The organism is Vibrio sp. MOR3 (genome assembly GCF_001557775.1).
GTDB classification, from domain to species: Bacteria; Pseudomonadota; Gammaproteobacteria; order Enterobacterales; family Vibrionaceae; genus Vibrio; species Vibrio jasicida.
Window position 1 is genome coordinate 304147 of the sequence record NZ_LNRD01000001.1, and the last position, 25993, is coordinate 330139.

Here is a 25993-nt window from a genome sequence, read left to right on the forward strand (position 1 = left end):
ACTTGTTCCTATGTTTATGTTTATTAGACTTCTCATGTCTGAAGGAAGTTAATCCAGACGTGAAGGTCTATTCAAATATAAAGCCAAGAGGGACATAAAATGAGCACAAATGACACATATTTCGGTGATTCGGGTGAAAATAACCAAGTCGCTGATTTTGATGGCGGCAATGACATCTTCGTCGGCTTTGGTGGCAACGATTCATTCGTTGGTGGCGGTGGTGACGATTTCGTTGTAGGCGGCGCTGGTAATGACCGTCTAACCGGTGGTGCTGGTGACGATATTCTAATGGCTGGTACAGGCAACGACTACCTTGGTGGCGGTACAGGTAGTGATTTATTGCTCGGTTTATTGGGAGATAACAAGCTAAACGGTGGCGTCGGTGATGATGTTTTGGTTGCTGGTTCTGGTGACAACGTTGTTATTGGTGGTAGCGGTGCAGACAAGTTCGTCTTTACGGACAAGTTTGGTGGTCACGGCGAGGCAAAAGTGGTTGATTTTACCATTGGTGAGGACTCCCTTCACATCATCAGTGATTCTGTAACGTCATATTCTGATCTTACTTTTACCTATGATGCGAAAGGTAATGCTGTCTTTACAGACGGCGTCGATCTCACCGTTAAACTTATTGGTGTTACACAAGAAGACATCAACTCATACGGTAGCGACTTGTTCATTATTTAGAATTGAGTCTATTTTAGGCGCTAGTATTTCTAGCGCCTACGCTTGCAAATATGTGGTAGTAATCGTGCAAAAAACGGTTTTCAAAGAAGTCAGACAAAAACTATGCACGCTCACAGGCTTGCTGATTGGTTTTAGTCTATTTATAAACTTATTAGTCCTATCTATTCCGTTGTACATGTTACAAGTGTACAACCGAGTCATCTCTTCATATTCCATTGATACACTGCTCCTTCTGACGGTTATTGTCATTGCGGCTTTATTGACGATGTCTCTGATTGACATTGCTCGAGCTCAAATGAGCAAGACATTTGGGTATTGGATGGATGCGAAACTTTCGGTATTTATGCTGAAACGAAGTATTCAATATCAAGCTCATTCAGGGAAAAGCTACACGTCACAAGTATTAAGAGATATCCAAAACATCAAGAGCTTTCTAAGTAGCCAGGCCCCTTATCCTTTGCTTGACGCCCCTTGGACTCCAGTCTTTATTCTCTTCGTGTATTTGCTCCATCCTATGTTGGGACATATTGCTCTGGGCGGTTCTGTTGTGCTCTTTAGCTTAGGAGTGGTCAATGAATTGGTGACCAGAAAGACGATGCAAGAGAGTGAAGTTCGGGCTATATCGCATATAAATCATGCCGAGATCGCTACGCAAAATGCGAACTCAATTATGGCGATGGGGATGATGAATGCGTTTTTAGAAAAGTGGTATTCAAACGTTATCGAATCGAATCGATTGGAACAGCGAGTTACAGGTAAGTCGATTTACTTGGCCAACTTTTCCAAATTCGTTCGCGGTGCGTTACAAATTTGCTTGCTGGGTGGTGGAGCATTATTGGTTATCCAACACGAAATCACCGCGGGTGCCATGATAGCCAGTTCAATATTAATGAGCAGGGCGCTGTCTCCGATGGAGCAAGCTATCGGTACTTGGCGAAGCGCCATGTCAGCAAGAAATGCTTATCAGCGTTTATTTGAGATTGATCGAGTGGTTACGCAAGAAGAATCTGATATGCCTTTACCAAGGCCAAAAGGGCACTTTGAGTTGACAGGAATGGCTTATCGCCACCCCGGAGCGAGTGAACCTGTTTTATCAGGTATTAGTTTATCTATTCCTCCTGGTGTATCTGTTGGTGTTATTGGTCCTTCAGGTACAGGGAAATCGACTTTTGCTAGGCTTTTACTGGGTAATATCAAGCCGTTAGCCGGCAAGGTAACGTTAGATGGGGTGGAGGTCTCGACTTGGGCCTCAGAAGATCGCGGTGCCCACTTTGGTTATTTAGCACAAGAGGTTGAACTCTTCCCTGGTACGATTCGAGATAATATTGCACGTTTTAAAGATGAAGATCCTGCAAAAGTTATTCAAGCTGCTCAGCTTGCAGGTTGCCACGAATTGATTCTGAAAAAGAACAAGGGATATGATTTTGTGATTGGTGAGAACGGGCGTGGGCTTTCAGGCGGTGAACGACAACGTATCGCATTAGCTAGGGCTGCATATGGAGAGCCATCCGTTGTGGTATTTGATGAAGCGAATGCAAACTTGGATGGCGAAGGTGAAGCCGCTTACCAACGCTTGATTGCGCATTTGAAATCACAAGGTTCAACCGTCATTGTTATTGCTCACAACCCGAGCACGTTGAGACAAATGGATCGTCTGCTCTATTTAGCGGAAGGCCGAATTAAGCTTTATGGAGCAAAAGACGAAGTGCTGAAGCGTTTGATGGGAGAAGAAAAAACAGACATACCGAGGGTGCGAAATGAGCAATCAACTGCCAACCGTTAATGAAATGGCTGCCGAAAAAGTCTTTCGCTTCAAACCAGATGCAGAGCTTCATTTAAAAGGGCCAATCTTTCTTGCTATTTTAACGCTGACTTTATTTTTGGGCGGGTTGGGTTATTGGGCGGCGACAGCAAAATTGGAGAGCGCAGCCATAGCTTATGGCGACCTTTCTGTCTTGAGCAAACGGCAAGAAATTCAGCATTTAGAAGGCGGAATTATCGATAAACTGTATGTACAAGAAGGTGATCTTGTGGAAAAAGGCCAGTTACTAATACAGTTGTCTGAACGTCAAGCAACCGCCAAATTGGATGCGCTCGGTGGTCAATACATTCACACCTTAGCAAAGGAAAATCGTTTGAATGCAGAGTTAGATGAACTGCCTGATATCAATTGGTCTCAAGATCTTGAAACGATACAAAGCACCGATGTCGTGACTGAGGCAAAGTCAGTTCAAAACAAAATTTTTGAAGCCAGAAAGCGATTTTTCGACAGTAAATTAAGTATCATTAATCAAAGTATCTCGGGGGCGAACCTAGAGCTTGAAAACTTAAAGCAGACAAAAGTTATTGAAAGAGAAAGACTCAAGTTTATCGAGGAAGAAATCACAAGTAACCAAGCTTTGGTGCAAAAAGGCTTTTCTGGAAAATCGGCTTTGTTGCAGTTAAAGCGCTTGGCAGCAGAGGTGAGAAGCACACTAAGCCAATTAGATAGGCAATCACTGACGGTCAGTAAGCGATTGGATGAGAATCAAGCCAAGATAGAAGAACTTAGGCTAGAGCGACTTAATGAGATTGTTGAGGAGCTAAGAAACACCAAAACTGAGATGGTAACGATTCGAGAAGAATATCGCTCAGCAAAAGATGTGGTTGCGCGCACTGCTATTGTTGCCCCTATTTCAGGGAGAGTGGTTAATATGCAAGTCTTTACCGAAAAGGGCGTCATTGGATCTGGAGAGACCTTATTAGAGCTTGTACCTCAGGACGATAAGTTGCTGGTGGAAGCGAGAGTCAGTCCGCAAGATATCGATTTAATTACTCCAGGGCAGCATGCTCAGATCCGTTTGACAGCATTGAATGCTAGAACACTTGCACCTTTAGATGGAACCGTCTTGACGATTTCTGCGGATAAGTTGTCTGAACAAAATGAAGACGACTTCTATCTTGCTCGTATTGCACTTTCTCAAGAGGATGTGACCAAGCATAGGTTAACGTCAGGTATGAATGCTGAAGTGTTGATTCTCTCAGAACCTAGGACGCCATTGAGTTATCTTGTTAAACCATTAACTGAAAGTATGAATCGTGCATTTCGAGAAGATTAATGGATGGTTTTTGTTTGAATTAACGTCATTGTGCCAACGTAAATTGCGTAAATAAATAATTCATTAGACGGGTCACATTTTGCGGTGTTGTGATGTGTTTTGATTCGTTTTTATTTTGGTGAGATGGTGTGTTCGGTGAAGACAGAAAAACAAAAGATGCTGGCTGGTGAGCCATATGATGCTTGGGATAAGGAGCTTTACCAGGCACGTATTGAGTGCAGAAAAATGCTACAAAAACTCAACAACAGCATCCCAGATACGGACGAATGGCGAAGCGCAATTGATACGCTTATTCCAGACGCTGAAGGTGCATTTTTAGAGCCGCCATTCCGATGTGATTATGGTTCTAACATCAAGTTAGGAAGAAACTTTTACGCGAACTTCAACTGTGTTGTTTTAGACGTCGCAGAAGTACATATTGGTGACAATGTGTTATTTGCACCCAATGTACAAATATACACAGCAGGCCACCCTTTGGATGTGAAAGGTCGTGTCGAAGAAGGTGTTGAGTTTGGTACGCCAATTACGATTGGTGACAACGTATGGCTGGGCGGTGGTGTTATCGTGTGCCCTGGCGTAACGATCGGTGAAAATTCTGTAATTGGTGCGGGAAGTGTGGTGACAAAAGATGTGCCACCAAATGTGGTTGCTGCTGGCAATCCGTGTAAAGTCATTCGTTCAATTGAACAAAAATAAGCGAAGTAAAATATACAGCCCCGACAAGTAATACATGTGAAATTAGAAAGCCGACATATTGTCGGCTTTATCGTTTTGAATTGGCGCATTAAAGCATACTGGAATGGACTTGCTGCCCCTGTTCCGTGAGCGAGTAAATTCGACCATCTTCTTTGATCACCAACCCACTAATAACGAGTTGTTTGAGGTGGAAGTTGAACTTGGTATGATCTTCTATGCCCACGACTCGGCATAGATCCATAAACTTCATCTTTCGGTGGATTTTGAGTTGTTTAATCACCGAGCGTCGAATTGGGTTTGAGAGAGCGCTGAAGATTTGATCATGTTTACGTTCATCAAGTGGGGATTTCGGAGAGCGTTCTGCATGTACTCGTTTTAGCGTGACGGACAATGCAGCAAGGTTGAATGGTTTAGTAAGAAATTCATCCGCGCCTTTCTTCATGGCATCGACAGCAACATCAACGGTTGCAAATGCTGTCGTGATGATGATTCCTATATTAGGGTGTAAACGTCTTAAGGTCGATAAGGCCTCAATACCTGTCATCCCAGTCATGACAACATCAAACAATGCTAAATCAAAATACTGCTCGGATGCGATATCCAGTGCATCTTCCGCATTGTCGCATGCGATGACGTCAAAAGACTCCAAGGTTAGTGCCTCTACGAGGACTTCTCGCAATTCTACATCATCTTCTGCAAGTAAGAGTTTTAATGTCATTCAATATTCCTTGGTAAGCGGATTTCTACCGTTAAGCCTGTAATATGATCACTCTTTTTCGAGTTCCTCAAGTGTAGCTCGCCGCCGTGTTGTAAGATAATTTGATTACTGATAGCCAATCCCATGCCAGTGCCTTCGCCACGTGGCTTGGTTGTGTAGAAAGGGGTTTTTGCTTTAGCGATCTTATCTTGTGGCATACCTGTCCCCCAATCTGAGATCGAGAGTATCGCGACTAGCTTATCTTGATAGGTTTCAATATACAGTTGTTTATGTTCTTGGCTGGCATCGATAGCGTTGCCGATAATGTTGGTCACCACTTCTTCTAATTGCCCCTCATCGCCCAATACCTGTAAAGATTCGTCTAGTGACTGACTCACTAGGAAGCCTTCTAAGCGGTACTGATTCAGTGACAGTGCATTCTTCAGTACAGTATTGAGACAAACTGCTTTACGCTTTATGGGTTTATGATGAGCGTAATTTAGGACTTCATGGCTGATCTCTGCGGCTCGTTCAAGACCTTGGCGAATTCGTGTTAGGTGGCGATGACTTGCCTCGTTGTCTGGTAAGTGTTTTTCCAACAAATCGCAACTCATCGTTGCACTAGAGAGCGGGGTTTTGATCTCGTGAGCGACCGCAGATGTTAGCTCACCGAGTTCTTTTAATTTTGCGTCTTGTTGTGACTGCTGAATATTACTTTCTAGTTGCTTGTTCTTTTCATCGTCAAAAACTCTGAGAGCAATCCACAATGTACAAAGGATGCAGATCGCACAGATCGTGCGAACCACTAAAACCCACAGTCCCAAATCTGAGGTAAGTACGCCTGCACAGATTCCATATGCAAATAACGAGAGGCCTGTTAACTGGAATGGTAAAGATGCACCGTGTCCTTCTTTCTCGAGGATGTTGGCATAACTCATCATGGCTACACCTGATATCGCACCAGATCCTAAGCCGAATATCCAACGAACTTGGTTTGCTGTGTTGTGAATGTAAATCGCGTATTCATTACTTCCGAACCGAACAATTAAGCTGATAACAAATAAGGTAAGGACGGTGAGTGCGCCATATTTGATGGCTTTTACGTACTTCCAACCCGTCAGATCCAGCATTTTCCATGCGAAAGCGCCAAGCGCAATAAATGAGAACCAGAGTTTGAATACCTTAAAAGTCTCTATCCCCTTGGTAAGCGCGAACTCATGCTCATACATAACAAGATAAAGTTCAGACCATTCGTGAAAGCCATGGATGAAACCGAACATGGCAAGAATAGGTAATGCAGAAGCGATAGCGATACGGCTTTTGCGTAAATCTCGAAAAAGAATGGCAAAAAAGATGGCGAAGAAAGCTAAGCCATAGAAGAGGTAGATCTTGAAGATGAGTAACATGTCCATCATCTGAGTCTAAATGAGTCCTTATCCTTCATCAATATTTAATATTTGCAATCTTATTATGGCGCATTGCATACATATCCTTTTACATCTTCACTTACTTTATAAAAGTCTTGTGAAGTTTTCTTATCGTAATCAATTCTTCCGAGATAATTGTTATTCACATTGTGTGGTTTAGTCTCGGTGTTTAATAAAACTGTCATATTGAATTTCTAATCTGCACCCGTCGATTGGTGAGCACCGATTGATTGTTGGATTTATTTCAATACCTAGTTTTACTTGAACACTAAAACTAATCTAGGCTAATTAAATGTTGCTTTTTTATTAGCCCAACTTAATCGCTAAATTATATCGGAGATATATTGTGAAATTCATGAAATCAGCTCTAGTGTCTTCAGTTCTGGTTGCAGCATCATTTGGCGTTGCTGCCAAAACAACGATCAATGGTGCTGGTGCGACATTCCCTCATCCAATTTATGCGAAGTGGGCTGAGCAATACCAAAAGGAAACGGGCGTTCAGATTAACTACCAAGCGATTGGTTCTGGCGGTGGTATCCGTCAGATCACAGCAAACACAGTAGACTTTGGTGCGACAGATGCGCCGTTGACCATTGAAGAGTTGAACAAAGAGGGCATGATTCAGTTCCCAATGGTGATGGGTGCAATTGTTCCTGTAGTAAACATCCCTGGCATCGATGCTGGTGAAGTCAAGCTAACAGGTAAAGTGCTTGCTGACATCTACCTAGGCAACATCAAGAATTGGAATGACCCGGCGATTGCAGCGCTAAACGAAGGCGTGGAGTTACCAAATCAACCTATCTACGTAGTGCACCGTTCGGACGGTTCTGGTACGACTTACAACTTTACTGATTACCTAGACCGCGTAAGCCCTGAATGGCATGAATCTATTGGTGTTGGTAAAGACATCACATGGCCAAAGAAAGCAACAACAATTGGCGGGAACGGTAACGCAGGTGTCGCAAACTTCGTAAACCGAACTCGCGGAGCGATCGGTTATGTGGAATACGCATTTGCTAAGCAAAACGACCTTGCTTACACACAAATGCAATCTAAAGAAGGCAAGTTCCTAAATCCAAGCATGGACACTTTCCAATCAGCTGCAGCTAACGCTGATTGGGAAAATGCACCAGGTTACCACCTGCTACTGAACGACCAGCCAGGTGCTGATTCTTGGCCAATGACGGCTGCTACATTCATCCTAATGCACACAGACCAGTCGGATGCGAACAAAGCAAAAGAAATCGTGAAGTTCTTTGAGTGGAGCTATGATCAAGGTGAGCTTGCGGAAGAGCTAGATTACATCCCAATGCCAAGCAAGGTAGTTAACATGGTTAACGAAACTTGGAAAAATGGTTTGAAATCAGACGGCCAAGCGATTATTCAATAATTAATTAAGTTGTCTGGGGAATATATTCTTCAGACAACTGAATAAAATATTATGACTACATTAGCTATTAAAAATAAAGTAAATGGTGATTCGGTTTTTAATAAATTGAGTTTCGCGAGTGCTTTATTAATTTTTGTGACTCTAACTGGTATTTTATTATCACTAATTGAAGGTGGATGGCCTGCTTTTAAAGAAATTGGCCCTGGCTTTGTATTTAGAGATATTTGGGATCCTATTAATGGTCAATTTGGTGCTGCCTCGGCAATTTACGGCACACTTGTTACTTCTTTCATCGCTATTGTTATTGCTGCACCTATCGCGTTAGGTACGGCAGTGTTCCTCGCTGAACTAGCACCTAAATGGTTAAGTCAGCCAGTGAGTAAGGCTATTGAGCTACTCGCTGCCGTACCAAGCATTATCTATGGTATGTGGGGATTGTTTGTCTTTGTTCCATGGTTCTCTGAAGGGTTCCAAATGTGGGCAGGCATGCATTTAGTTGATATTCCTTTGATCGGTCGCTGGTTTAATGGGCCACCGATTGGCATCGGTTTGTTAGCGGCGGGCATTATCCTTTCATTTATGATTTTGCCAATCATGACGTCATTGACGCGTGACGCACTTAAATCGGTTCCTGATGTTCTTCGTGAAGCGGCGTATGGAACAGGTGCGACACCATTTGAGGTGATCACCAAAGTTCTTATCCCAAAAGTGAAAAATGCAACGGTGAGTGCTGGCATCCTTGGCCTAGGGCGAGCACTTGGCGAAACAATGGCGGTGGCTTTTGTTATCGGTGGTGCGAGTCGTATTGAGTTCTCATTCTTTATGCCAGCGAGCTCAATTTCATCGACGATTGCTCAGCAATTTAACGAAGCGACAGACCCAATTCATATCGCTTCACTTATTGGGCTTGGCGTCGTGCTCTTTATTATCACTTTCTTCGTGATGGGCTTTGCTCGACGTTTACTAAGGAAGTCATCATGAATACTAGAAAATTAAAGAACTTTAGTTTCTTAGCGTTTTGTTCTTTGTCAGCTGCATTCGGTGTCTTTGTTCTTGCCAGTATTTTGTACACGCTTGTCGGTGAAGGTGTGAAGGGCTTGAGTTTGGCTACCTTCACTGAACTGACGCCAGGTCCTGGCAGCCAAGGTGGTTTGAAAAACGCACTAATTGGTAGCTTGATGCTGACTGGTTTGGGCATTTTAATCGCAGCACCGATTGGTGTTCTGGCTGGTACTTGGCTTGCTGAGGCAGATAAAGATAACAAGGTCGCTGAGTCTTTGCGCTTCCTTAACGGCATGCTAATGAGCGCACCATCGATTCTCGTCGGTCTGTTTGTTTACGCTTTGATTGTGGTTCCAACTGGTGGTTACTCGGGTTGGGCGGGGGCAATTGCACTCGCGGTACTTGCATTGCCAGTGATTGTTGCTTCAACAGAAGAGATGCTTCGTCTTGTTCCACCAACACTCAAAGAAGCGGGCAGTGGCGTAGGTGCCCCTAAATGGCGCGTGATAACTCAACTGAGCTACCGAGCTGCGGCACCGGGTATTATTACCGCGATTCTATTGTCTATCGCACGTATCTCGGGTGAAACAGCACCCTTGTTGTTTACCTCGCTAAACAGCAGTTTTATGACCACGGACATGAGCCAACCGATGGCAAACTTGCCAGTAACGATTTACCAGTTTGCGATGAGTCCATACACATCGTGGCAGGAGCTAGCATGGGCTGGTGCACTGATTATCACGATCTTTATTTTGATTGTTAACGTACTGGCGACTTCGTTGCCGCAGCTATTTAAAGCGAGAAGAGCATGAACACGGCAACTTTAAACCCAGTCACTACAAACAACATGAACGGACCTACTATGAGCACTTTGGTAGACAGCATTAATACCAACGATGTGACAGCAAATCTGACTCATCGTATGGATATTCAAAATTTAAATTTTTACTACAACAAAGGCGCAGATGCAGCTCTGAAATCGGTATCCATGCCGATTTACAAAAACCGAGTGACGGCACTTATTGGCCCATCTGGTTGTGGTAAATCTACGCTTCTTCGTACCTTGAACCGAATTTACGATTTGTATGGTCATCAGTATGCAGAAGGTGAAATCCTGTTGGATGGCGAAAGCATCTTTAACAACACCGATGTTAACGAGTTGCGCTCTAAAGTCGGTATGGTTTTCCAAAAACCGACACCATTCCCAATGTCGATTTACGATAACATGGCGTTTGGTCTCAAAATCCAAGGTACGTTTAGCAAAGCAGAAATCAAAGATCGTGTTGAGTCTGCATTAAAACGTGCGCATTTGTGGGAAGAGGTGAAAGACAAGCTGGATGCAGACGCAAATGGCTTGTCGGGTGGTCAGCAGCAGCGTTTATGTATCGCTCGTACGATCGCTCTAGAGCCGGAAGTAATCTTGATGGATGAACCCACTTCTGCGCTTGACCCAATTGCGACTGCAGCGATTGAAACCTTGATTACTGAGCTGCGTGAGAAATACACCATTGTTATCGTTACGCATAACATGCAGCAAGCGATGCGTATCTCTGATTACACCGGTTTTATGTACCTCGGTAAGTTAGAAGAATATGGCACGACCGATAAAATTTTCCACCACCCAGATAATGATCGTACTAAGCGATACATCTCTGGTGATTTTGGATAACGAATAACAACAATAGCGGCTGTTGACTCAGCACTCTTTAGGCATGATTTTGCGAGAATCGTGCCTATTTTTTTATGCGTTTGGGCTCTAAAATTGGGGTTATTAAAAACAATTAAGAACTCTGTATGTATAAAGATAAAGTGGTCGTGATTACTGGCGGTAGCCAAGGTATCGGTCAACACTTTGCTCTTGCCTACCTTGAGCAACAAGCAAAAGTTATCGTGCTAGACATTGCGCCCAATAAGAATCCAGATATGGATTTTCACCTCGTTGATTTAGGGCGACCAGAGCAGATTGAACAAGCTTTTGATGAGATCCAAAGAAAGTACGGCAAAGTCGATGTTCTCATCAACAATGGTGCGATCGCCAACTTTAACAAACCCATTCAGCAGCTGACTTTTGAAGAGTTTTCACGTGTGATTGATGTCAACCTCAAAGGCGCGTTTGCTTGTTCCCGACGATTTATCGCATTGAATCATGCTCAGCCTTATGGACGAATCATCAATATTGCCTCTACGCGCTGGAATCAAAATGAATCAGGTTGGGATGCTTACGGCGCATCTAAAGGTGGTGTGGTCTCTATGACACAATCGATGGCCATTTCGTTGTCAGATACACCAATTACCGTCAACGCGGTTAGCCCCGGTTGGATTCAGGTTGAAGGGTATGGTGAGCTTGATAGCTTTGACCATCAGCAGCATCCATCAGGTCGAGTAGGGAAAGCCAAAGATATTGTTAATGCGTGTCTTTTTTTAACGCACCCAGAGAATGACTTCATTAATGGCCATAACTTGGTCGTTGATGGTGGAATGAGTAAAAAAATGATTTATCAAGACAGCTTGCTAGATTAAGAAAAGTCCCATTTCTATCGACTAGGAATGCTTCGAAATAGCGCGTTCCTAGTCTTTCATGTCAACAAAAATTTCCTTTTCTGATTTTGAATTGATTGCTTATTGATCGGTTTTATGAGTTTTTATCAACTAAAGAGTTATAAAATCATTGGGTCTGACTTAGCAAGTTGTAGCTATATATCAATGCCTTGAATGCTACCCCCCTTATATCCTGCCTTACATATTGTTTTTCTTCATGGTCGTAATAGGCATTTAAAAAACTATTCGCTATGAAAATGCCGACTGCATTTAAAACCTCTTCGATAAACTTTTCTGCTGATTAATTCGCTTTAATTAATTCTGGTTTTTCTTAACTAACTGACTTGGATAGTAGAAGTAAGTATGTCGAAAGATTTTAGTCATTTTATACGCACATTAAGTAATCTTATTTTGATGCTTATGCTTATGTTTACGTTTGGAGCTGCGTCAGCGAATGCTGCTATAGCAGGCTTAGATGTAGAAATGTCTCCAATTAGTGGACAGTATGATAACGGTGAGGTGCTTGAATATACCTTGACGTTGACCAATAACAGTGGAGGGATGCTCACGGATCTTGAAGTAAATGATCCCATGATGGGTGTTCAGACTACCGGAGATTCTGGAGGTTTGGTGAATGCTTTTTCAAGTGTGTCAATTTCGGCTTCATCTTCATTTCTATCTTCTGCTGGTGATTTCAATTCGTCAGGTGATTTAGTTTCGACTAATGTTCGTATTCGCGACGGTGGCGTTGTCACCTATGTGATCAAAGCAATAGTGTCTGATGAGGCAAATGGTCCAATTGAGAATGTAGCATCAGTTCGTTCAGGGGTGTTATCCACGGAGTCTTCTAATACTACTCGTCATGAGCGTGTTGCCTATTCTCATGATGTTGATCTTAGCGTTTCTCGAACAACGTACAGTGTTAGTCAATCTCTTGAGTATTCTTTAAAGGTTACGAATACTGGAACAGCAATAATTAAAGGCATGTCTGTTACTGACTTGGTCGCTGATATTAAATCAAATGATGTAACTGGCGCGTTAGTTCCTGCTTTTTCATCGGTTTCAAACAGCGCAACCACAGTTGGTGGAGGCACTAATGCTGGAACTTTTTCTTCAACTGGTAACTTGCAAGCTGACGACGTTACTATTGCAGTTGGAGGCTCTGTAACCTATAGCATACGTGGCTTAGTTTCAGGAGATTTGCTTGGAGATATTGTTAACAGTAGTGTGTTGGTTGAAACTCGAGATGACTCTATTTCGGCTAGTTCAATAACGACTCCGCCAGCAGAAGCAAAAGTAAGTTTGAGCCATTCTTTAAATAAGTCTGATGACTATTTAGTTGAAGATGAATTTACTTACACGGTAACCGTACAAAACGAGTCAGGTGCGGGTATTGCCTATGATTACACTGTTCAACAGCTACTAGATGGCTTAGTTACTGATCTTGGTAACGACGTAGGCGATAATAAAAATGCTGATGATACAAGTGGTAATCCATATGAGACTTGGACTAATGAAGTAAGCAGTATTGGTCCTAATAGTCTTTCTGAATTAGCGTCTAAAGGTACTGAGTCAGATACTCCACTAAATGATAAAGTTACCATTTATCCTGGTGAAGAAATCCTCTATACAATCGCTGTAGATGTCAGTCCTGTTGCCATTGGGCAAATACCAAAAGCGACTGCGCGTATTCTTGATAACGATGGTAGTGCGGATTCTGCTGATGTTTTTGCGAATGTTCTAAACACTGAAAACGTTCTGAGTTCGTCTTCTAGTCAAATCAATCGAACTAAAACTACTTCAGACTCGACTTATACACCAGGTATTACAGGCGAAAATGAAGTTATCTATGAAATTTTAGTATCAAACACAGATAGTAACTATTTTGCCAACAATATTGAGGTCATAGATAACCTAACTTGTATTGTCACCCAACAAGTTGATGGTACCCAAGCCCCTGCTTTCTCAGAGTGGAAGTTAGAAGTTGATGGCTTAGCAGGAGATGGCTCTAACTACGGTTCGTTTAGTTATGGTAGTTGGACTAAGAATGATATCAATATTAAAGCGGACATTGCTCCCAGTGGTTATGTGAGCTACAAATTAACCGCGAAAGTCTCCGATACAAGCGTTGGTCAAATTGTTGATGCAAGCCCTGATGCGTGTCTTGGTGATAATATCCATGAGTCTGGATCTGGCGTTCAGATGCCAAACCCTAACCTTAAAGTACAGAAAGAGGTTGATTCTCGTTATTACTCAGCGGGCTCAACATTAAACTACTCTATTACAGTTGAAAATAATGGCGATGGTTACGCGATCAACGTACCTGTTTATGATGATCTTGCATCCGTTACAACAACATCATTTGATGGCTCAACAATAAACGCATATATGAGTTGGGGTATTACGGCTGTATCGTATGCTGAAGATGGTTCTATTTCAGCTGTAAGCAATGCTGGTTTTAGTGGAAGTATCGAGGGCAATCAAACAAACAAAAAAATATTAGATGTACTTGCAACATTGGCACCACATGAAAAAATTATTTACAGCATCGAAGTTCTAGTCAACCCACTTGCAGATGGCGAGATACGAAATTCAGTCTTAGTGGACAATGTTCTTTATTCCGATCGCGGAGCCTATCCAAAAGATTATTATTTATTATTTGATAAGCGTGTAGAAGGTAACGATGATAGCAGCCGATATACAGATACGACTGACACTGTAACTTATACCATTACTGTTACCAACCCAGAAGGTAATGGTTTTGCTTCGAACATAAATATAATAGATGAAATAAGCTCTATTGAGGCAGAGCTTCTTGAGCCAACTGGTTCTATGACGAGTAAGCCTGTTTTTGAGTCTTGGGAGATTTCTGCAAAAAAAGAAGCAGATTCCCCTTGGGTTGAAGCTGTTACAGATCCTGGCTTATTTTCTGACGATAACGATTTAAATGTCGAAGCACAGATTCCACCTGGAGCGACTATTACCTACACAATCGTTGGTAAATTGGATCGTCGTGTTGATACAGAGATTCTTTGGGGTACGTTTAAAAATACCGCGACAGTAACAGGGGACAAAGCCAATCTGTCAGATACAGTTACAACCTATCCTGAAGAGCCGAATTTAGTCGTTTCCAAACTACCTCAATCGACGGCATTTACTGTTGGTATGCCTGCAACATTCGATATCTGGGTATATAACCGAGGTAACGGCTATGCTAATGATGCGACTGTAAAAGATGATATTGAATCCTTGAACTTCTTCTCTTCTTGGACAATTACTGCTTCAAATAACGTCGACAAACCGGGCTCTCGTTATGATGAAGTTGCGGATAATGAAAATATAAATACCGATGTAGATATCACACCGGATGGGTGGGTACATTATGAAGTCACTGGTATCGTTAAAGATGATTACTCCTTAGATCAAGTATCTAATGTTGTTGAGGTTTATGATCCTATCACTGATCGTGAGCATGATTCTTCAGCTCAAATAGATAATGGTAAAAACCCATATAATGTGAATGTTTCTATTTCAAAAACAACCGATATTGTTCGTTATAAACCGGGTGAAGATCTAATTTATACAATTGTTGTTAGTAATAATGACGATGCACCAGAAAATGACCTGTATTTAGTCGATCGACTGAGTGAAATTACCACAACATTAGCCAACGACAAAGATGACGAAGCTGAAGATGTTTATTCTCAAAACCCATTTGAGAATTGGTCTTACGCTATCGACGGTGGGGCTTATAGTACACCTAGCACCAGTGATGTAATTATACCGTTATCTCTTCCAGCTGAAAATCGCGTAACAATAAACATCAAAGCTCGCGTCAAAGACAATGCAGTCTCAAACGGGATAAAAAGTGGAGAGGAATACTTAATTCGCAATGAAGCATTCTTAATTCATAAGGATTCTTTGGGTTGTACAGCTTCCTGTGCGTATGTAAAAAGGGCTGTTGCAGAGAACCATCAAGTACATAACAACGGCACAGTTGTACGTACTACAAATATTAGCCGTTACTCTCCTGGTGATGAGTTGACGTATATCATTGAATATAATTCACAAGATGAACATGGGTATCGTAATAACGTTGATGTAAATGAGCTGATTAATGATATATCGGTAGACTTACAAGATGGCACCGTAGGAAACCCATTTTACGATGACGTGTCTGGCACTAATCAATTTACTGTTGATGTAGATAAAAGTGATCCTACAAATTTAGGGACAACAGATGGCACTAAAGATGGTACTGTCGCGAATAATAATGATATAAAGACGACGATCGATATTGATGAAGGTGAAGATGTAACTTACACAGTTAAAGGTATTGTTCGACCTGATGCCGTTGGTAATATTCGCTACCACGAGACATTGGTTATACCGAATGATTACCACCTTAATTTTGATAAAGTGACAGATGAAAAAGTTTATGAGCCAGCTAAAACGATTACGTATCGTTTGATCATTGAAAATGATGGGGCTGGTAATGCTCACGATATCCCAATCATTGATGAGTTATCAAAAATTGAGACAGAATTGCTTGATGGGAGTACAGGTCCTGCATTTACTTCTTGGAACATTACATCTAGTGCTACCGGAGTAGATGCAAGTTACGTTGATGCAGGCGCTGGAGCTGGTAATGTTTATTCGTCAAAAGATACCGATCTAGATCTATCTGTCGATATCCCGATGGGGGCTACTTTAGAGTATCAGGTTGTTGCCACCATTAATGATCAATCAAATGGCGAAATTACCAATACACTGACGGTAGATGGTGACACGATAGCGCACCAAATATCTCAAGAAGCTCGTCAAATCAATTACGAAAAGAACATACTTGCTTACTATGACGTAGATGAAAATGAAATGTTGGGTGCAACAGGTTATATGCCTGGTGGTTACGTTGAGTATGAAATCGTTATAGAAAATGCATCTTTAGCCCATATTGATGATATGCCATTACGAGATGAAATTGATCAAATCGAGACTGATTACTATGACGGAACAAAAGGTCCGGCATTTGATAGTTGGACGATAGAGGTCTTTTCGGATGATTCTGGTTTAACAAACCCAGATACGAATGGATCAATTGCTGACGACAAAGCGATTGATACCAGCTTCGATCTCGCTGCTGATGGCTTTAGTAGTGGTGTGTCTTATGTGAGGTATGTTATTCGTGCACACATAGATCCTAAGGCTGTTGGCACATTCAGGAATACGGCATACATAGCCGAAGCCGATAAGTTTCATGCAGTATCGCCATTATCTTCAATGGCTGATTCGAAAATTAACTTTAGTAAAAAAGCGTTTTATGATGCCTCTTTTTCAAAAGCTAAGACTACCTATTCTCAGGAAATGGGAGAAAGTACGGTTTTCTATCGAATCCTATTGGAGAACACCGGTGATGGTACGGAGTATGGCTCTCGAATCAAAGATACCATTTCAACTATTCAAACTCGAATTGCAGAAGATAGCTCGACATCTGGTGGAGATCCAGTGGGTAATGCTTTTGTATCTTGGTTTGTTTCTCTAGATAAAGACGCAGAGGTTGATTCAATCACAGATGCTATTGGATTTGTTCCTGGCAGAGATATCGATATTGAAAACGATATTGTTATAGCACCTCACGAGAGTATTACATTTACCATCGCAGCCGCTATCCGTGAAGATGCCTTAGGAGATATTCAAAATATCGCCAACTATGATGGTAAGAATCGTAAAGCGATACTGCTCCAATTAACGAATAACATCAATGTAGACAAAAAAGTAGTCTCCATTAATGGCAAGTCGTTTAGCGTCGGTGATACCTACGTCCCCGGCGATGAGGTTGAGTACGAATTTATTGTTTCTAACCCTGAAAATGGGTGGGCAAATGACGTACGTATTCAAGATACAGTTACTGATATTGGTGTTGAAGTTATAGGTGGTACAAACAAATCCGCGTTTGTTTCTGGAGCTATTAGTCATACAACAAGCAATGGTATCGATTCCGATATAGACACATATGTTCCAGCATATAGCCCATCTGGCAATCTTGATATCGAAGTGGATTTAGCTGCAGGAGAAGCGCTAACTTTTAACTTAAAGGGAATCGTTCGAGATGATGCTTTAGGTGATATTGAACCAAACCGAGTTGTAGCAGATGGAAAATCGGCAACATCAGAATCAATTCCAACAGAAGCTGCCTCATTAAATTACTTTAAAACTTTAGAGTATACCGATGGTGATGCGAGTTGCACTTTGCCTTCTAGCGATGGTAGCGGCTGTGAATATGCTCCTCGAGGTGATGTCGTTTATCATATTACATTGCAGAATACCGGTAACAGTATCGCTAATGATGTGAGTGTCATTGATGCAATAGACAATATAAAGACATCTGATGGTGTCTCCGCATTCTCTGCTTGGAATACATCTATCTCATCATTGCCAGTAAGTAGCTACGACATAAGTGGCTACTACAATGGGAGTGTGCCTCTAAATGCAAAAGTAGACTTACGACCAGGAGACTCAATTACTTTTGAAGTACGAGGGACAGTGAACGAGGCTGCTACGGGAACGATTACAAATACTGCCCAAATTAATGGTAACAATACAAATGACATTGTTCTAAATGGTGGTACTGCAGTTCTTCTTATTCAGAAATCGACAAGTACACCGAAATATGTTCCGGGAGGTACAGTTAAATACACTATTTTAGTGACAAATAACGACCCTAACCCAGCGAAGTTTCGTCTTGTAGATAAGATTGATGACTTCATGGTCGATACTGTCGGTGGTACACCGAAAGTAGCTTTGAGTACTTGGAAGATCACAAAAGCCGAAGAGATCTTTAACTCATCTATATCAAGTGGATCTGGTGCCAATGATTTCTCCGAACTGTATGCATTAAAAGATAAAACTGATCAAAATATTGATATTGAGATGCAACTTGCTGGTCGTAATGACACTGGTACTGGTGAGAGGTTTACGGTTATTCAGATCGATATTGAGGCTCAGGTGCAGGATGATGCTATTGGTCGCTTTACCAATACCCTTAATGTTACTGATTTGAGTGGAGCTTCCGCATATGACAAGTCTGTAAGCCTTGCTCAGGGATACATAACGCCAAAGCCTGGTTTCTTGGTTTTGATTAAAGAGACAATGGACCCAAGTGGTTTATACGGGTTTGGCAGCGGAGCAACTGATGTTACTGATGCCTCAGATGCTGCAAACAATGGTGTTTCGTACAAGATCACACTGGCGAATGACGGCGAGGGGTATTTGGTTGACCAAGTCCTAATTGATCGGATTGATACGATAATGACGGATGTTGCAAACAGTTCAGATCAGGAGCTTGCTTTTACAGGTAACTGGGTAATAAGTGATGAAAAACTGGGTGGTAGTGGAGATCAAAAACTTAATGTGCGTAAAAATGAGGTTAATACATCTCAAGGTTATAGTGCGACATACAGCATTCACCCAGGAGATAGCTACTCATTTGTTGTAACAAATAAAGTAAACAAGAAAGCAAAAGGCGAAATTACAAACGAAGTCACTGTAGATAGCGACGGGGTTGAGTATCGCGCAGAGGCGACTTATAGACCTGCAGATACAGATATTCAAATCGCTAAAGACGTGGATAACGTTGAATATTTGCCAGGAGAAAGGCTGCAATATACGGTCAATGTTAGTAATGAAGGTGGGACGTGGGCTGAAGGCGTAGAAATTCAAGATACGGTAACGGCTATAGAAACCGAATTAGCCGGAGGTATTACAGGTGCTGCGTTTGCCCCGAACTCTATTGAAATATCGGCAACGTCTTCAACGGGTGAAACTCCAGTACCTGCTCCTACAAAAGGAGAGGACTTAGATGCTTTGATTGACATAGCGCCAGGCGATAGTGTGACGTTCACTATTAAAGCAGACACTGCGGAGAGCGCTATCGGTGAGATTACTAATACTGCATCAGCAACCTTTAATGGTTCGACGAAAAACGCTAGTGTCTTGAGCACTGCTGCATTAGCTACCGTAACCATTGATAAAACAGTCGACTTTCCAACGTACGAAGTAACTAGATTAGTTAACTACAGCGTAAAGGTGACGAATAGTTCATTGGCGTTTGCATCCGATGTAAGTTTGAAAGACATCGTAAGTGATATTGCAGTGGAAACTGCGAGTGGCAGCATGGAGTCGGCATTTCAAGCATGGGAAGTGAGCTATGAGCAGTCTGACGAACTCTCGTTCGTATCGCAAAATACTTTTGAATTGAGCGAAGATATCGACGTTAGATTGGATATTGCTCCTGAAAGTTCGATTACTTTCAATATTCGAGCATTAGTTGTACCAACCGCAATTGCTGATATCACCAACACTGCAAGTATTTTGTACAACGGTGCTGTGCAAGATTCTTCAGTGGTTATAACGCCACAAGATACAGATTTTATTGCGACTAAAACCAATATACAAACGGAGTACGAGCCTGGTGAAGAACTTGAATTTCTCATTACGATAGAGAATGTTTCAAATAACTATATTGCCGATCTTCATGTTGTCGATGATATGGAGACTATCATTGTTGATTATTTTGATGGTACAGAAGGGCCTGCTTTTGTTACTGGAACTACTTCTTTAGTTGTTGAGTCTGAAAGCATTGGCAGTAACGTCGAACAAATAAGTCCAACAGAATATAGTGTTGATATCGCTCCTAAAGGTACGGTTGTCTTTCGAGCGAAAGGCACAGTTGTTGATAGTGCGACAGGTAACATTGTAAATACAGCAACAGTAGGTGGTGGTGACATTGTTAGTCCCCCCGTACAGAGTGTTATTGCTGTAGTTAAGGCTGAGCTATTTACCGACGCGCCATATTACGTTCCAGGAGAGCAAGTTGAATATCATTTGGTTCTTGAAAATATTGGCCGAGGTATTGCTAAAAACGTAGCTATATATACACGTTTTAGTGAAGTCATGGGTGACCATATTGATGGCGACCGAGCTATTGCATTTGATAGTTGGTTATTAAGTGCGGATTGGGATGGAGTAGAAACTCAACCTGGTAGTTATAGCGACGATCAAGATATAGCAACTCTAGTCGATATCTCTCCTGGTGGAAAGATAGACTATACATTCACTGTGACTGTCAATGAAGACATGTTAACCAACATTGATGTTTTGGGGTACTACCTTGACCTAACATCTGATCCGAGAGCGACTACGGCAGTGATGGCTCGGGCAGCAAGACCAAGCATATCTGACCTCGCTGACTTGGCTGACACTGTAGAAGCCTTGGATTTACCGCCTGTTCCTGCTGAGCTTGTGGTCGAGAAGCGTTCTGATAAGCCGGAATACACACCGGATGATGATTCCGTGACTTATTACTTAGCCGTGACGAACCAAGGTGATGGTAACGCAGCTAACGTTCGTCTAACCGATGAAATCAGTGATCTGCAAAATGAAGCGGGTAACAAAGTCTTCACCGACTGGACCATTGAAGGTGTTGAAGTAGACGACAGCGGCAGCGTGATTGACCGCCATACCTTCCTTGCAAGCGAAGATTTGGATTTAACGGTTAACTTAAAGTCGAAAAAACGTAATGCGTTCGCCTTTGAAGTTGTAGGCACGCTAGGTAAAGGCTTGGATGACGACATCACCAACACCTTTACCGCGACAGAAACCGACGGTACACAAACCAGTGACAGCGTGACCACGCACATAAAGAAGATCCCAGATAACAGTGGTGAACTTCTGCTAACGAAAGCGGCGTTGCAAGACTCCGCGCAAGTGGGCGATGCCGTGGAATACGAAGTGATTGTTGAAAACAACAATGAATCGTACTTCAAAAACGTCACCGTGGAAGACCGTTACCCAGGCGGCTTCAAGTACATCCTTGATACATCGGAAGTGGTGTTGAGTGGCCCAGATGGTGAGTTTGGTAATGAAGACGACCGAGTGTTGACGATCGAACCATCAGACACGGGCAAGTTGCTGTTTACCTCATTGAACTTCGACCCAGGCGAGAAGCTGCGTATTCGTTACCTACTGCGAGTTTCCGTGGGCGTGACGTTTGGTGACTACATCAACACCGCGGTATCGAAAGTCGATGGCCTTGCGGTGTCGAATGAAGACAGTGCCAAAGTGACCGTAGAGCCGGACAAGGTATTCGATACCTCATCCATCATTGGTAAGGTGTTTGAAGACCACAACAAAGACGGTTTCCAAGCAGACGCGACGGCATTTGATGTGGAATTGATTGCTAACTTGCCTACACAGGACTACATCGCTGGCTCTACAATCGTCGTCCGCGATGGGAAAGAGCTGTCGGTTGAGGATGAGCAAGACAATGGTCACGTGATTTCAGCCGTACAAGAAGGTGTTGAATTGGGTGATCTTTGGGGGCACTCAATAAACCGCACCATCTCTGAAACAAAATCTGTCGTGATTCAATTCAAAACACGTACTCGTGAGAGTTTTGATTTTACCGTCACATCGGACGGTGGCTCACGCATCGAATTTGATGTGCAAGGCCAAATCAAGTTTGCTCATGAATCAGACAAAAAGAACGGCCTAAGTGCAGAGAATCTTAACGTCACAAGAAACCTCTACCGACATGGCGATGCCTACTTGTGGGAAATCGTGATTGAGAACAAAGGGGTTTATGAAGACGGGATACCTGGTGTCAAGCTGATGACGGTGGAAGGCATCGTCATTCATACAGACCAGTACGGACGCTACCACGTGCCCGACCAATGGGTACTGAATAAGAAAGGGAAAAACTTCCTAGTGAAGTTAGACACTGACTCGTTACCGACTTCGATGGAAGTGGTGAGCGAAAACCCGAAAGTGTTGCGAATTACCCCGAATAAGCTCACGAAGTTTAACTTCAGTGTTCATCGCAAAGCGAAAGACACCGAGCAAGAGTAGTGAGTCATTGGAACAGTATCTGGAATTTGTATGAAAGTATTTAGTAAGTCTCGTTTAGCTACCTGTGTTATGTCTGCCATGCCGATGATGGGCATGGCCGCCGATACCAGCAAACTAGAGAAACTCGAGTCAGAAACCACTGACATCACGGTCGAAACACCAAAACAAGAAGACGACGCATCGCGTATTTATTTAGACCAAGGCGCAATTTGGGCGAGTCGTGATATCACGCGATTTGATCCTGTGCTGGATGTGAGCGTCAGTGATGAGCTGGAGGTGGAAGAGGGTACGCTGCGCGATAGCGTTGGTTTTACCATTACCACTAACTACAGCTACTACATCAAAAAATACCAACTTGAAGTTTATCGCGTGGGCGACTTTGGTTTGTCCGAGCCGATTGCCGTGCTGGAAGGGGATAAGTTGGCCAACGATTTTGACATCAACTGGGACGGTGCTACAGATGTAGACTACCAGTTTGATGTTGGCGGCCAGCTGTTGTTCCGACTAAAAGCATGGGACAAAGACGGCAATATGGATGTCACTACTGTAGGTGTGACGGATCTCGTTCGTCCGGATGCAGAAGTGGACATCGACCGAAACGACAACGAAGACGAAGAAGGCAAAGGCCGCAGCTATGGCCAAGCTAAGTTGATGCGACACAACATTCCGACCGATGCAGGTCTGGCGAAGTTTATTGGTACCGGCCTTAAAGGCGTTGATAAAGTCATCATTGGTGAAGACGAATTCGACGTTGAAGATGGCAACTTATACGCAGAACAGTACCTACCTACCGACGCGTACGTATTCCCAACCAAAGTCGTGTTTGATAATGGCGATGAGCGCCGTTACCAACTCTATGTGCGTATCCCAGACACTTACTATGCGCAAACCGGTTTGGCGGATTTGTACATCGGTAAGAACAACGTATCAGGCAACAGTGCAGCGCTTGGCGTTGATGATCAATATCAAAACGACATCTACAACCAAGGTCGTTTGGCGTACTTTGGCCAAGGTAAGTTTGGTGACAAGCTGCGTATTACTACCCACTTTGACACCAAAGAAAGTGAACTGAAAGACATGTTTAAGCATCCGTTTGCATCGGAAGATTCAGACGTGTTTGATATTCTGGAAGACGATGACGAGTTGTACTACGGCAACTATGGCGACAGTTCGAACATCGAGAAAGTGGTCAATACCAAGGGCAAAGTCTACCTAAATGTAGAATACGACAAGTCTCAGTACTTGTGGGGTAACTACAACACGGGTGTCACAGGCACAGAAACCAGCGATTACAACCGCAGCTTATATGGCTTTAAAGCGGACTACCGCACTCGCGATACCACTCAATACGGTGAAGACCGATTGAACATCGTTGGTTTTGCAGCAGAAGCGGATTCTCTGTACGCACACGATGAATTTTTGGGCACAGGTGGCTCGCTTTACTTCTTGCGTCATGGAGAAGCCGTACCAGGCAGTGACAAGGTTTACGTTAAGGTTGTCGATGAAAATAACCTCACGCAAAACGAAGTGCCACTAGAGCCGGGGCGTGACTATGAATTCGACCCATACCAAGGTCGAATTATCCTGACGAAGCCACTAGACAACATCATGTCTGACAGCTTTGGCAGCGTGATTGAAGGCAACGACGATTACGAAAACTATCTGGTTGTGGACTACGAATACGTACCACAAGGCTCTGACTCACTGGATGCGATGTCTTACGGCGGCCGTGTGAAAGGCTGGGTGAATGACTACATCGGTCTTGGCGTCACCTACGCGACGGAAGAGAAAGACAATCAAAACTACCAAGTTTACAGCTCTGATTTAACGCTTCGTGCAACGGAAGGAACGTTCATCAAAGCGGAATTCGCTCACAGTGAAGGTCGACAAACCGAGTCGAACTTTGTCTCGTACGATGGTGGTTTAACCTTTACGCCGATTGGTGACAGTCTAGAAGACCGCGAAGGTGACAGCATTCAAGTGACAGCAGTTGCGAACTTGTATGACTTGGCACCAAGCATCTTCGGTGCGGTCGGTAACGACGTCAAACTTTGGTATAAAGACAAAGACGCGGGTTACAGTTATGCAAGCAGCAGCGACGATCTTGAGCAAGAAGCGTATGGAGCGGAATTGCGTCTGCAAGCCACTGACCGTATTGCGGTGTTATCGCGTTTTTCTGCTAACGAAGAGCGTGACATGGATGGCAATCTGAAAACAGATTCCGAGACCATTGAGCTAGAAACCCAATTCAAACTGACTCAGCACATCAAGCTATCGGCAGCAGGCCAACAGGTCGATGAGCTCAACCAAGCAGATGAACAAAGTAATGCAACCTTGGCGGGTTTACGTTTGGATTACATGTGGGATAGTGATAACAGCGTGTATGTCAAAGGCCAAACCACCATGAACCAATCGGATGACTACGACGATAATGACAGCGTTTCTGTGGGGGCTGAGTTCCGCGTGTTGGAAGACTTATCACTGGGCGGTGAGTACACCACTGGTGACCGTGGTGAAATTGCCGAAGCGACCGTGACCTATGATGTCTCTGACGACCACTCTACTTATGTCACTTACGTAGATGATAACTACGAAGGTGAAAACAACGTGATTGTCGGCCAACGTGCTGATCTGACTTCAAGTGTGGATTTCTACCAAGAGAACCAATTTGTCGATGAAAACGATGGCCACGGCCGTATCGACTCCTACGGATTTGGTTACGACGTGACGGACGATGTCGAAATGGGCATTGGTTATCAACAAGGTGAAATCGAAGACGATGAAAACCAAATCACTGAACGACAATCTGTCAGCTTGAATGCGTCAATCGATTTGGATGACATCAACTTGAGTCACAAACTGGAATACCGTGTCGACAAGAACGAAGACGATCCTGATGTCGCACAGCGAGAGCTGGAGCAGATCGTGACGACCAACAGTTACACACATCGATTAACGGAAGAGCACACCTTGTTTGGTAAATACAACTACTCGATTACTGAGAGTCAAACCACGGGTGAGACCATGGCGCGCTTTGTCGAAGCAACAGGTGGCTTAGCATACCGTCCAATCTACAACGATCGTCTGAACTTATTGAGCCGTTATACCTACATTGCGGATTATGACCAACTAGACCGTGATGTGGATTACCAAGATGAAACCAGCCAAATCATCGAAGTCGAAGCGATTTACAGCATCGATGAAAACTGGGATGTCGGCGCGAAATACGCACATAAAGACAAAGAAGAAGTCTTTGCGCGTGAATCCGGTAAGAACGAAATCGTCAAAAGCGACATTGACCTGTATGGCTTAAGTGCTTCTTATCGAGTGATGAAAGAGTGGGACGTCACCGGTGAATACCACTGGAAAACGGACACCTTAAATGATGAGTTGGAACATGGTGCTTTGGTGTCAGTGAACAAGCACATCGGCAACAACTTCAAAGTCGGTATTGGTTACAACTTCTCTGCCTTTGATAGCGACTTAACCAACGATGATGACTACGACGCACAAGGCGTATTCATCAACTTGGTTGGTAAGTTATAACCCCATCCGT

General features: G+C 43.2%; 13 protein-coding genes. 11 read left to right on the forward strand and 2 right to left on the reverse strand.

Going from position 1 to position 25993, the window contains the following annotated elements; translation table 11 throughout:
* Positions 1 to 99: 99 nt before the first annotated feature.
* The 4 genes from ATB76_RS01455 to ATB76_RS01470 all read left to right on the forward strand — a co-directional run bounded on the left by ATB76_RS01455 (position 100) and on the right by ATB76_RS01470 (position 4478).
* Positions 100 to 684 carry a calcium-binding protein gene (locus tag ATB76_RS01455; protein WP_038870360.1) on the forward strand — a complete coding sequence of 195 codons (585 nt, stop codon included), beginning with the start codon at positions 100 to 102 and terminating at the stop codon, positions 682 to 684.
* Between the two features lie 64 nt (positions 685 to 748).
* The gene (locus ATB76_RS01460; RefSeq protein WP_061034748.1) at positions 749 to 2467 is read left to right on the forward strand and encodes a type I secretion system permease/ATPase; all 1719 of its coding nucleotides are present in this window, start codon (positions 749 to 751) and stop codon (positions 2465 to 2467) included.
* The gene (locus tag ATB76_RS01465) at positions 2442 to 3782 is read left to right on the forward strand and encodes an HlyD family type I secretion periplasmic adaptor subunit (RefSeq protein ID WP_039975740.1); all 1341 of its coding nucleotides are present in this window, start codon (positions 2442 to 2444) and stop codon (positions 3780 to 3782) included. The genes ATB76_RS01460 and ATB76_RS01465 overlap by 26 nt, the downstream gene beginning before the upstream one ends.
* 135 nt (positions 3783 to 3917) lie before the next feature.
* Positions 3918 to 4478: a sugar O-acetyltransferase gene (locus ATB76_RS01470; protein ID WP_045404794.1), complete on the forward strand. Its 561-nt coding sequence runs from the start codon at positions 3918 to 3920 to the stop codon at positions 4476 to 4478.
* Positions 4479 to 4566: 88 nt separating this feature from the next.
* On the opposite strand, the gene ATB76_RS01475 is transcribed toward ATB76_RS01470, so the two are convergent.
* Both ATB76_RS01475 and ATB76_RS01480 read right to left on the reverse strand, forming a co-directional pair.
* Positions 4567 to 5196 carry a response regulator gene (locus ATB76_RS01475; RefSeq protein ID WP_038870366.1) on the reverse strand — a complete coding sequence of 210 codons (630 nt, stop codon included), beginning with the start codon at positions 5194 to 5196 and terminating at the stop codon, positions 4567 to 4569.
* Positions 5193 to 6587: a HAMP domain-containing sensor histidine kinase gene (locus tag ATB76_RS01480; protein WP_038870368.1), complete on the reverse strand. Its 1395-nt coding sequence runs from the start codon at positions 6585 to 6587 to the stop codon at positions 5193 to 5195. The genes ATB76_RS01475 and ATB76_RS01480 overlap by 4 nt, the downstream gene beginning before the upstream one ends.
* Positions 6588 to 6957: 370 nt before the next feature.
* On the opposite strand from ATB76_RS01480, the gene pstS reads away from it, so the two are divergent.
* The 7 genes from pstS (at position 6958) to ATB76_RS01515 (ending at position 25983) form a co-directional block, all read left to right on the forward strand.
* Positions 6958 to 7992 (forward strand): phosphate ABC transporter substrate-binding protein PstS, encoded by a 1035-nt coding sequence (gene pstS, locus ATB76_RS01485; protein ID WP_061034749.1) that lies wholly within the window; start codon positions 6958 to 6960, stop codon positions 7990 to 7992.
* A gap of 51 nt (positions 7993 to 8043) precedes the next feature.
* A complete protein-coding gene (pstC, locus tag ATB76_RS01490; protein ID WP_061034457.1) occupies positions 8044 to 8973 on the forward strand; it encodes a phosphate ABC transporter permease subunit PstC in 930 nt (309 codons plus the stop codon).
* Positions 8970 to 9806, forward strand: coding sequence for a phosphate ABC transporter permease PstA (pstA, locus tag ATB76_RS01495; RefSeq protein ID WP_061034458.1), 837 nt, complete (start codon positions 8970 to 8972; stop codon positions 9804 to 9806). Before pstC ends, pstA begins: the two co-directional genes overlap by 4 nt.
* Positions 9803 to 10663, forward strand: a complete 861-nt coding sequence (gene pstB, locus ATB76_RS01500; protein ID WP_179946825.1) for a phosphate ABC transporter ATP-binding protein PstB — start codon at positions 9803 to 9805, stop codon at positions 10661 to 10663. Before pstA ends, pstB begins: the two co-directional genes overlap by 4 nt.
* Before the next feature lie 125 nt (positions 10664 to 10788).
* On the forward strand, positions 10789 to 11514 hold the full coding sequence (locus ATB76_RS01505; RefSeq protein ID WP_061034459.1) for an SDR family oxidoreductase: 726 nt from the start codon (positions 10789 to 10791) through the stop codon (positions 11512 to 11514).
* Positions 11515 to 11952: 438 nt separating this feature from the next.
* The gene (locus tag ATB76_RS01510; RefSeq protein WP_061034751.1) at positions 11953 to 22437 is read left to right on the forward strand and encodes a DUF11 domain-containing protein; all 10485 of its coding nucleotides are present in this window, start codon (positions 11953 to 11955) and stop codon (positions 22435 to 22437) included.
* Between the two features lie 30 nt (positions 22438 to 22467).
* Positions 22468 to 25983, forward strand: coding sequence for a hypothetical protein (locus ATB76_RS01515; protein WP_061034460.1), 3516 nt, complete (start codon positions 22468 to 22470; stop codon positions 25981 to 25983).
* The last annotated feature ends 10 nt before the right edge of the window (positions 25984 to 25993 follow it).

What these genes read in the sequence shown, in the direction of transcription:
- pstC (WP_061034457.1), top strand. Translation starts at nt 8,044, where the DNA reads ATGACTACATTAGCTATTAAAAATAAAGTAAATGGTGATTCGGTTTTT.
- pstA (WP_061034458.1), top strand. Translation starts at nt 8,970, where the DNA reads ATGAATACTAGAAAATTAAAGAACTTTAGTTTCTTAGCGTTTTGTTCT.
- ATB76_RS01510 (WP_061034751.1), top strand. Translation starts at nt 11,953, where the DNA reads ATGCTTATGTTTACGTTTGGAGCTGCGTCAGCGAATGCTGCTATAGCA.
- ATB76_RS01465 (WP_039975740.1), top strand. Translation starts at nt 2,442, where the DNA reads ATGAGCAATCAACTGCCAACCGTTAATGAAATGGCTGCCGAAAAAGTC.
- ATB76_RS01455 (WP_038870360.1), top strand. Translation starts at nt 100, where the DNA reads ATGAGCACAAATGACACATATTTCGGTGATTCGGGTGAAAATAACCAA.
- ATB76_RS01480 (WP_038870368.1), bottom strand. Translation starts at nt 6,587, where the DNA reads ATGGACATGTTACTCATCTTCAAGATCTACCTCTTCTATGGCTTAGCT.
- ATB76_RS01505 (WP_061034459.1), top strand. Translation starts at nt 10,789, where the DNA reads ATGTATAAAGATAAAGTGGTCGTGATTACTGGCGGTAGCCAAGGTATC.
- pstS (WP_061034749.1), top strand. Translation starts at nt 6,958, where the DNA reads ATGAAATCAGCTCTAGTGTCTTCAGTTCTGGTTGCAGCATCATTTGGC.
- ATB76_RS01475 (WP_038870366.1), bottom strand. Translation starts at nt 5,196, where the DNA reads ATGACATTAAAACTCTTACTTGCAGAAGATGATGTAGAATTGCGAGAA.
- ATB76_RS01515 (WP_061034460.1), top strand. Translation starts at nt 22,468, where the DNA reads ATGAAAGTATTTAGTAAGTCTCGTTTAGCTACCTGTGTTATGTCTGCC.
- pstB (WP_179946825.1), top strand. Translation starts at nt 9,803, where the DNA reads ATGAACACGGCAACTTTAAACCCAGTCACTACAAACAACATGAACGGA.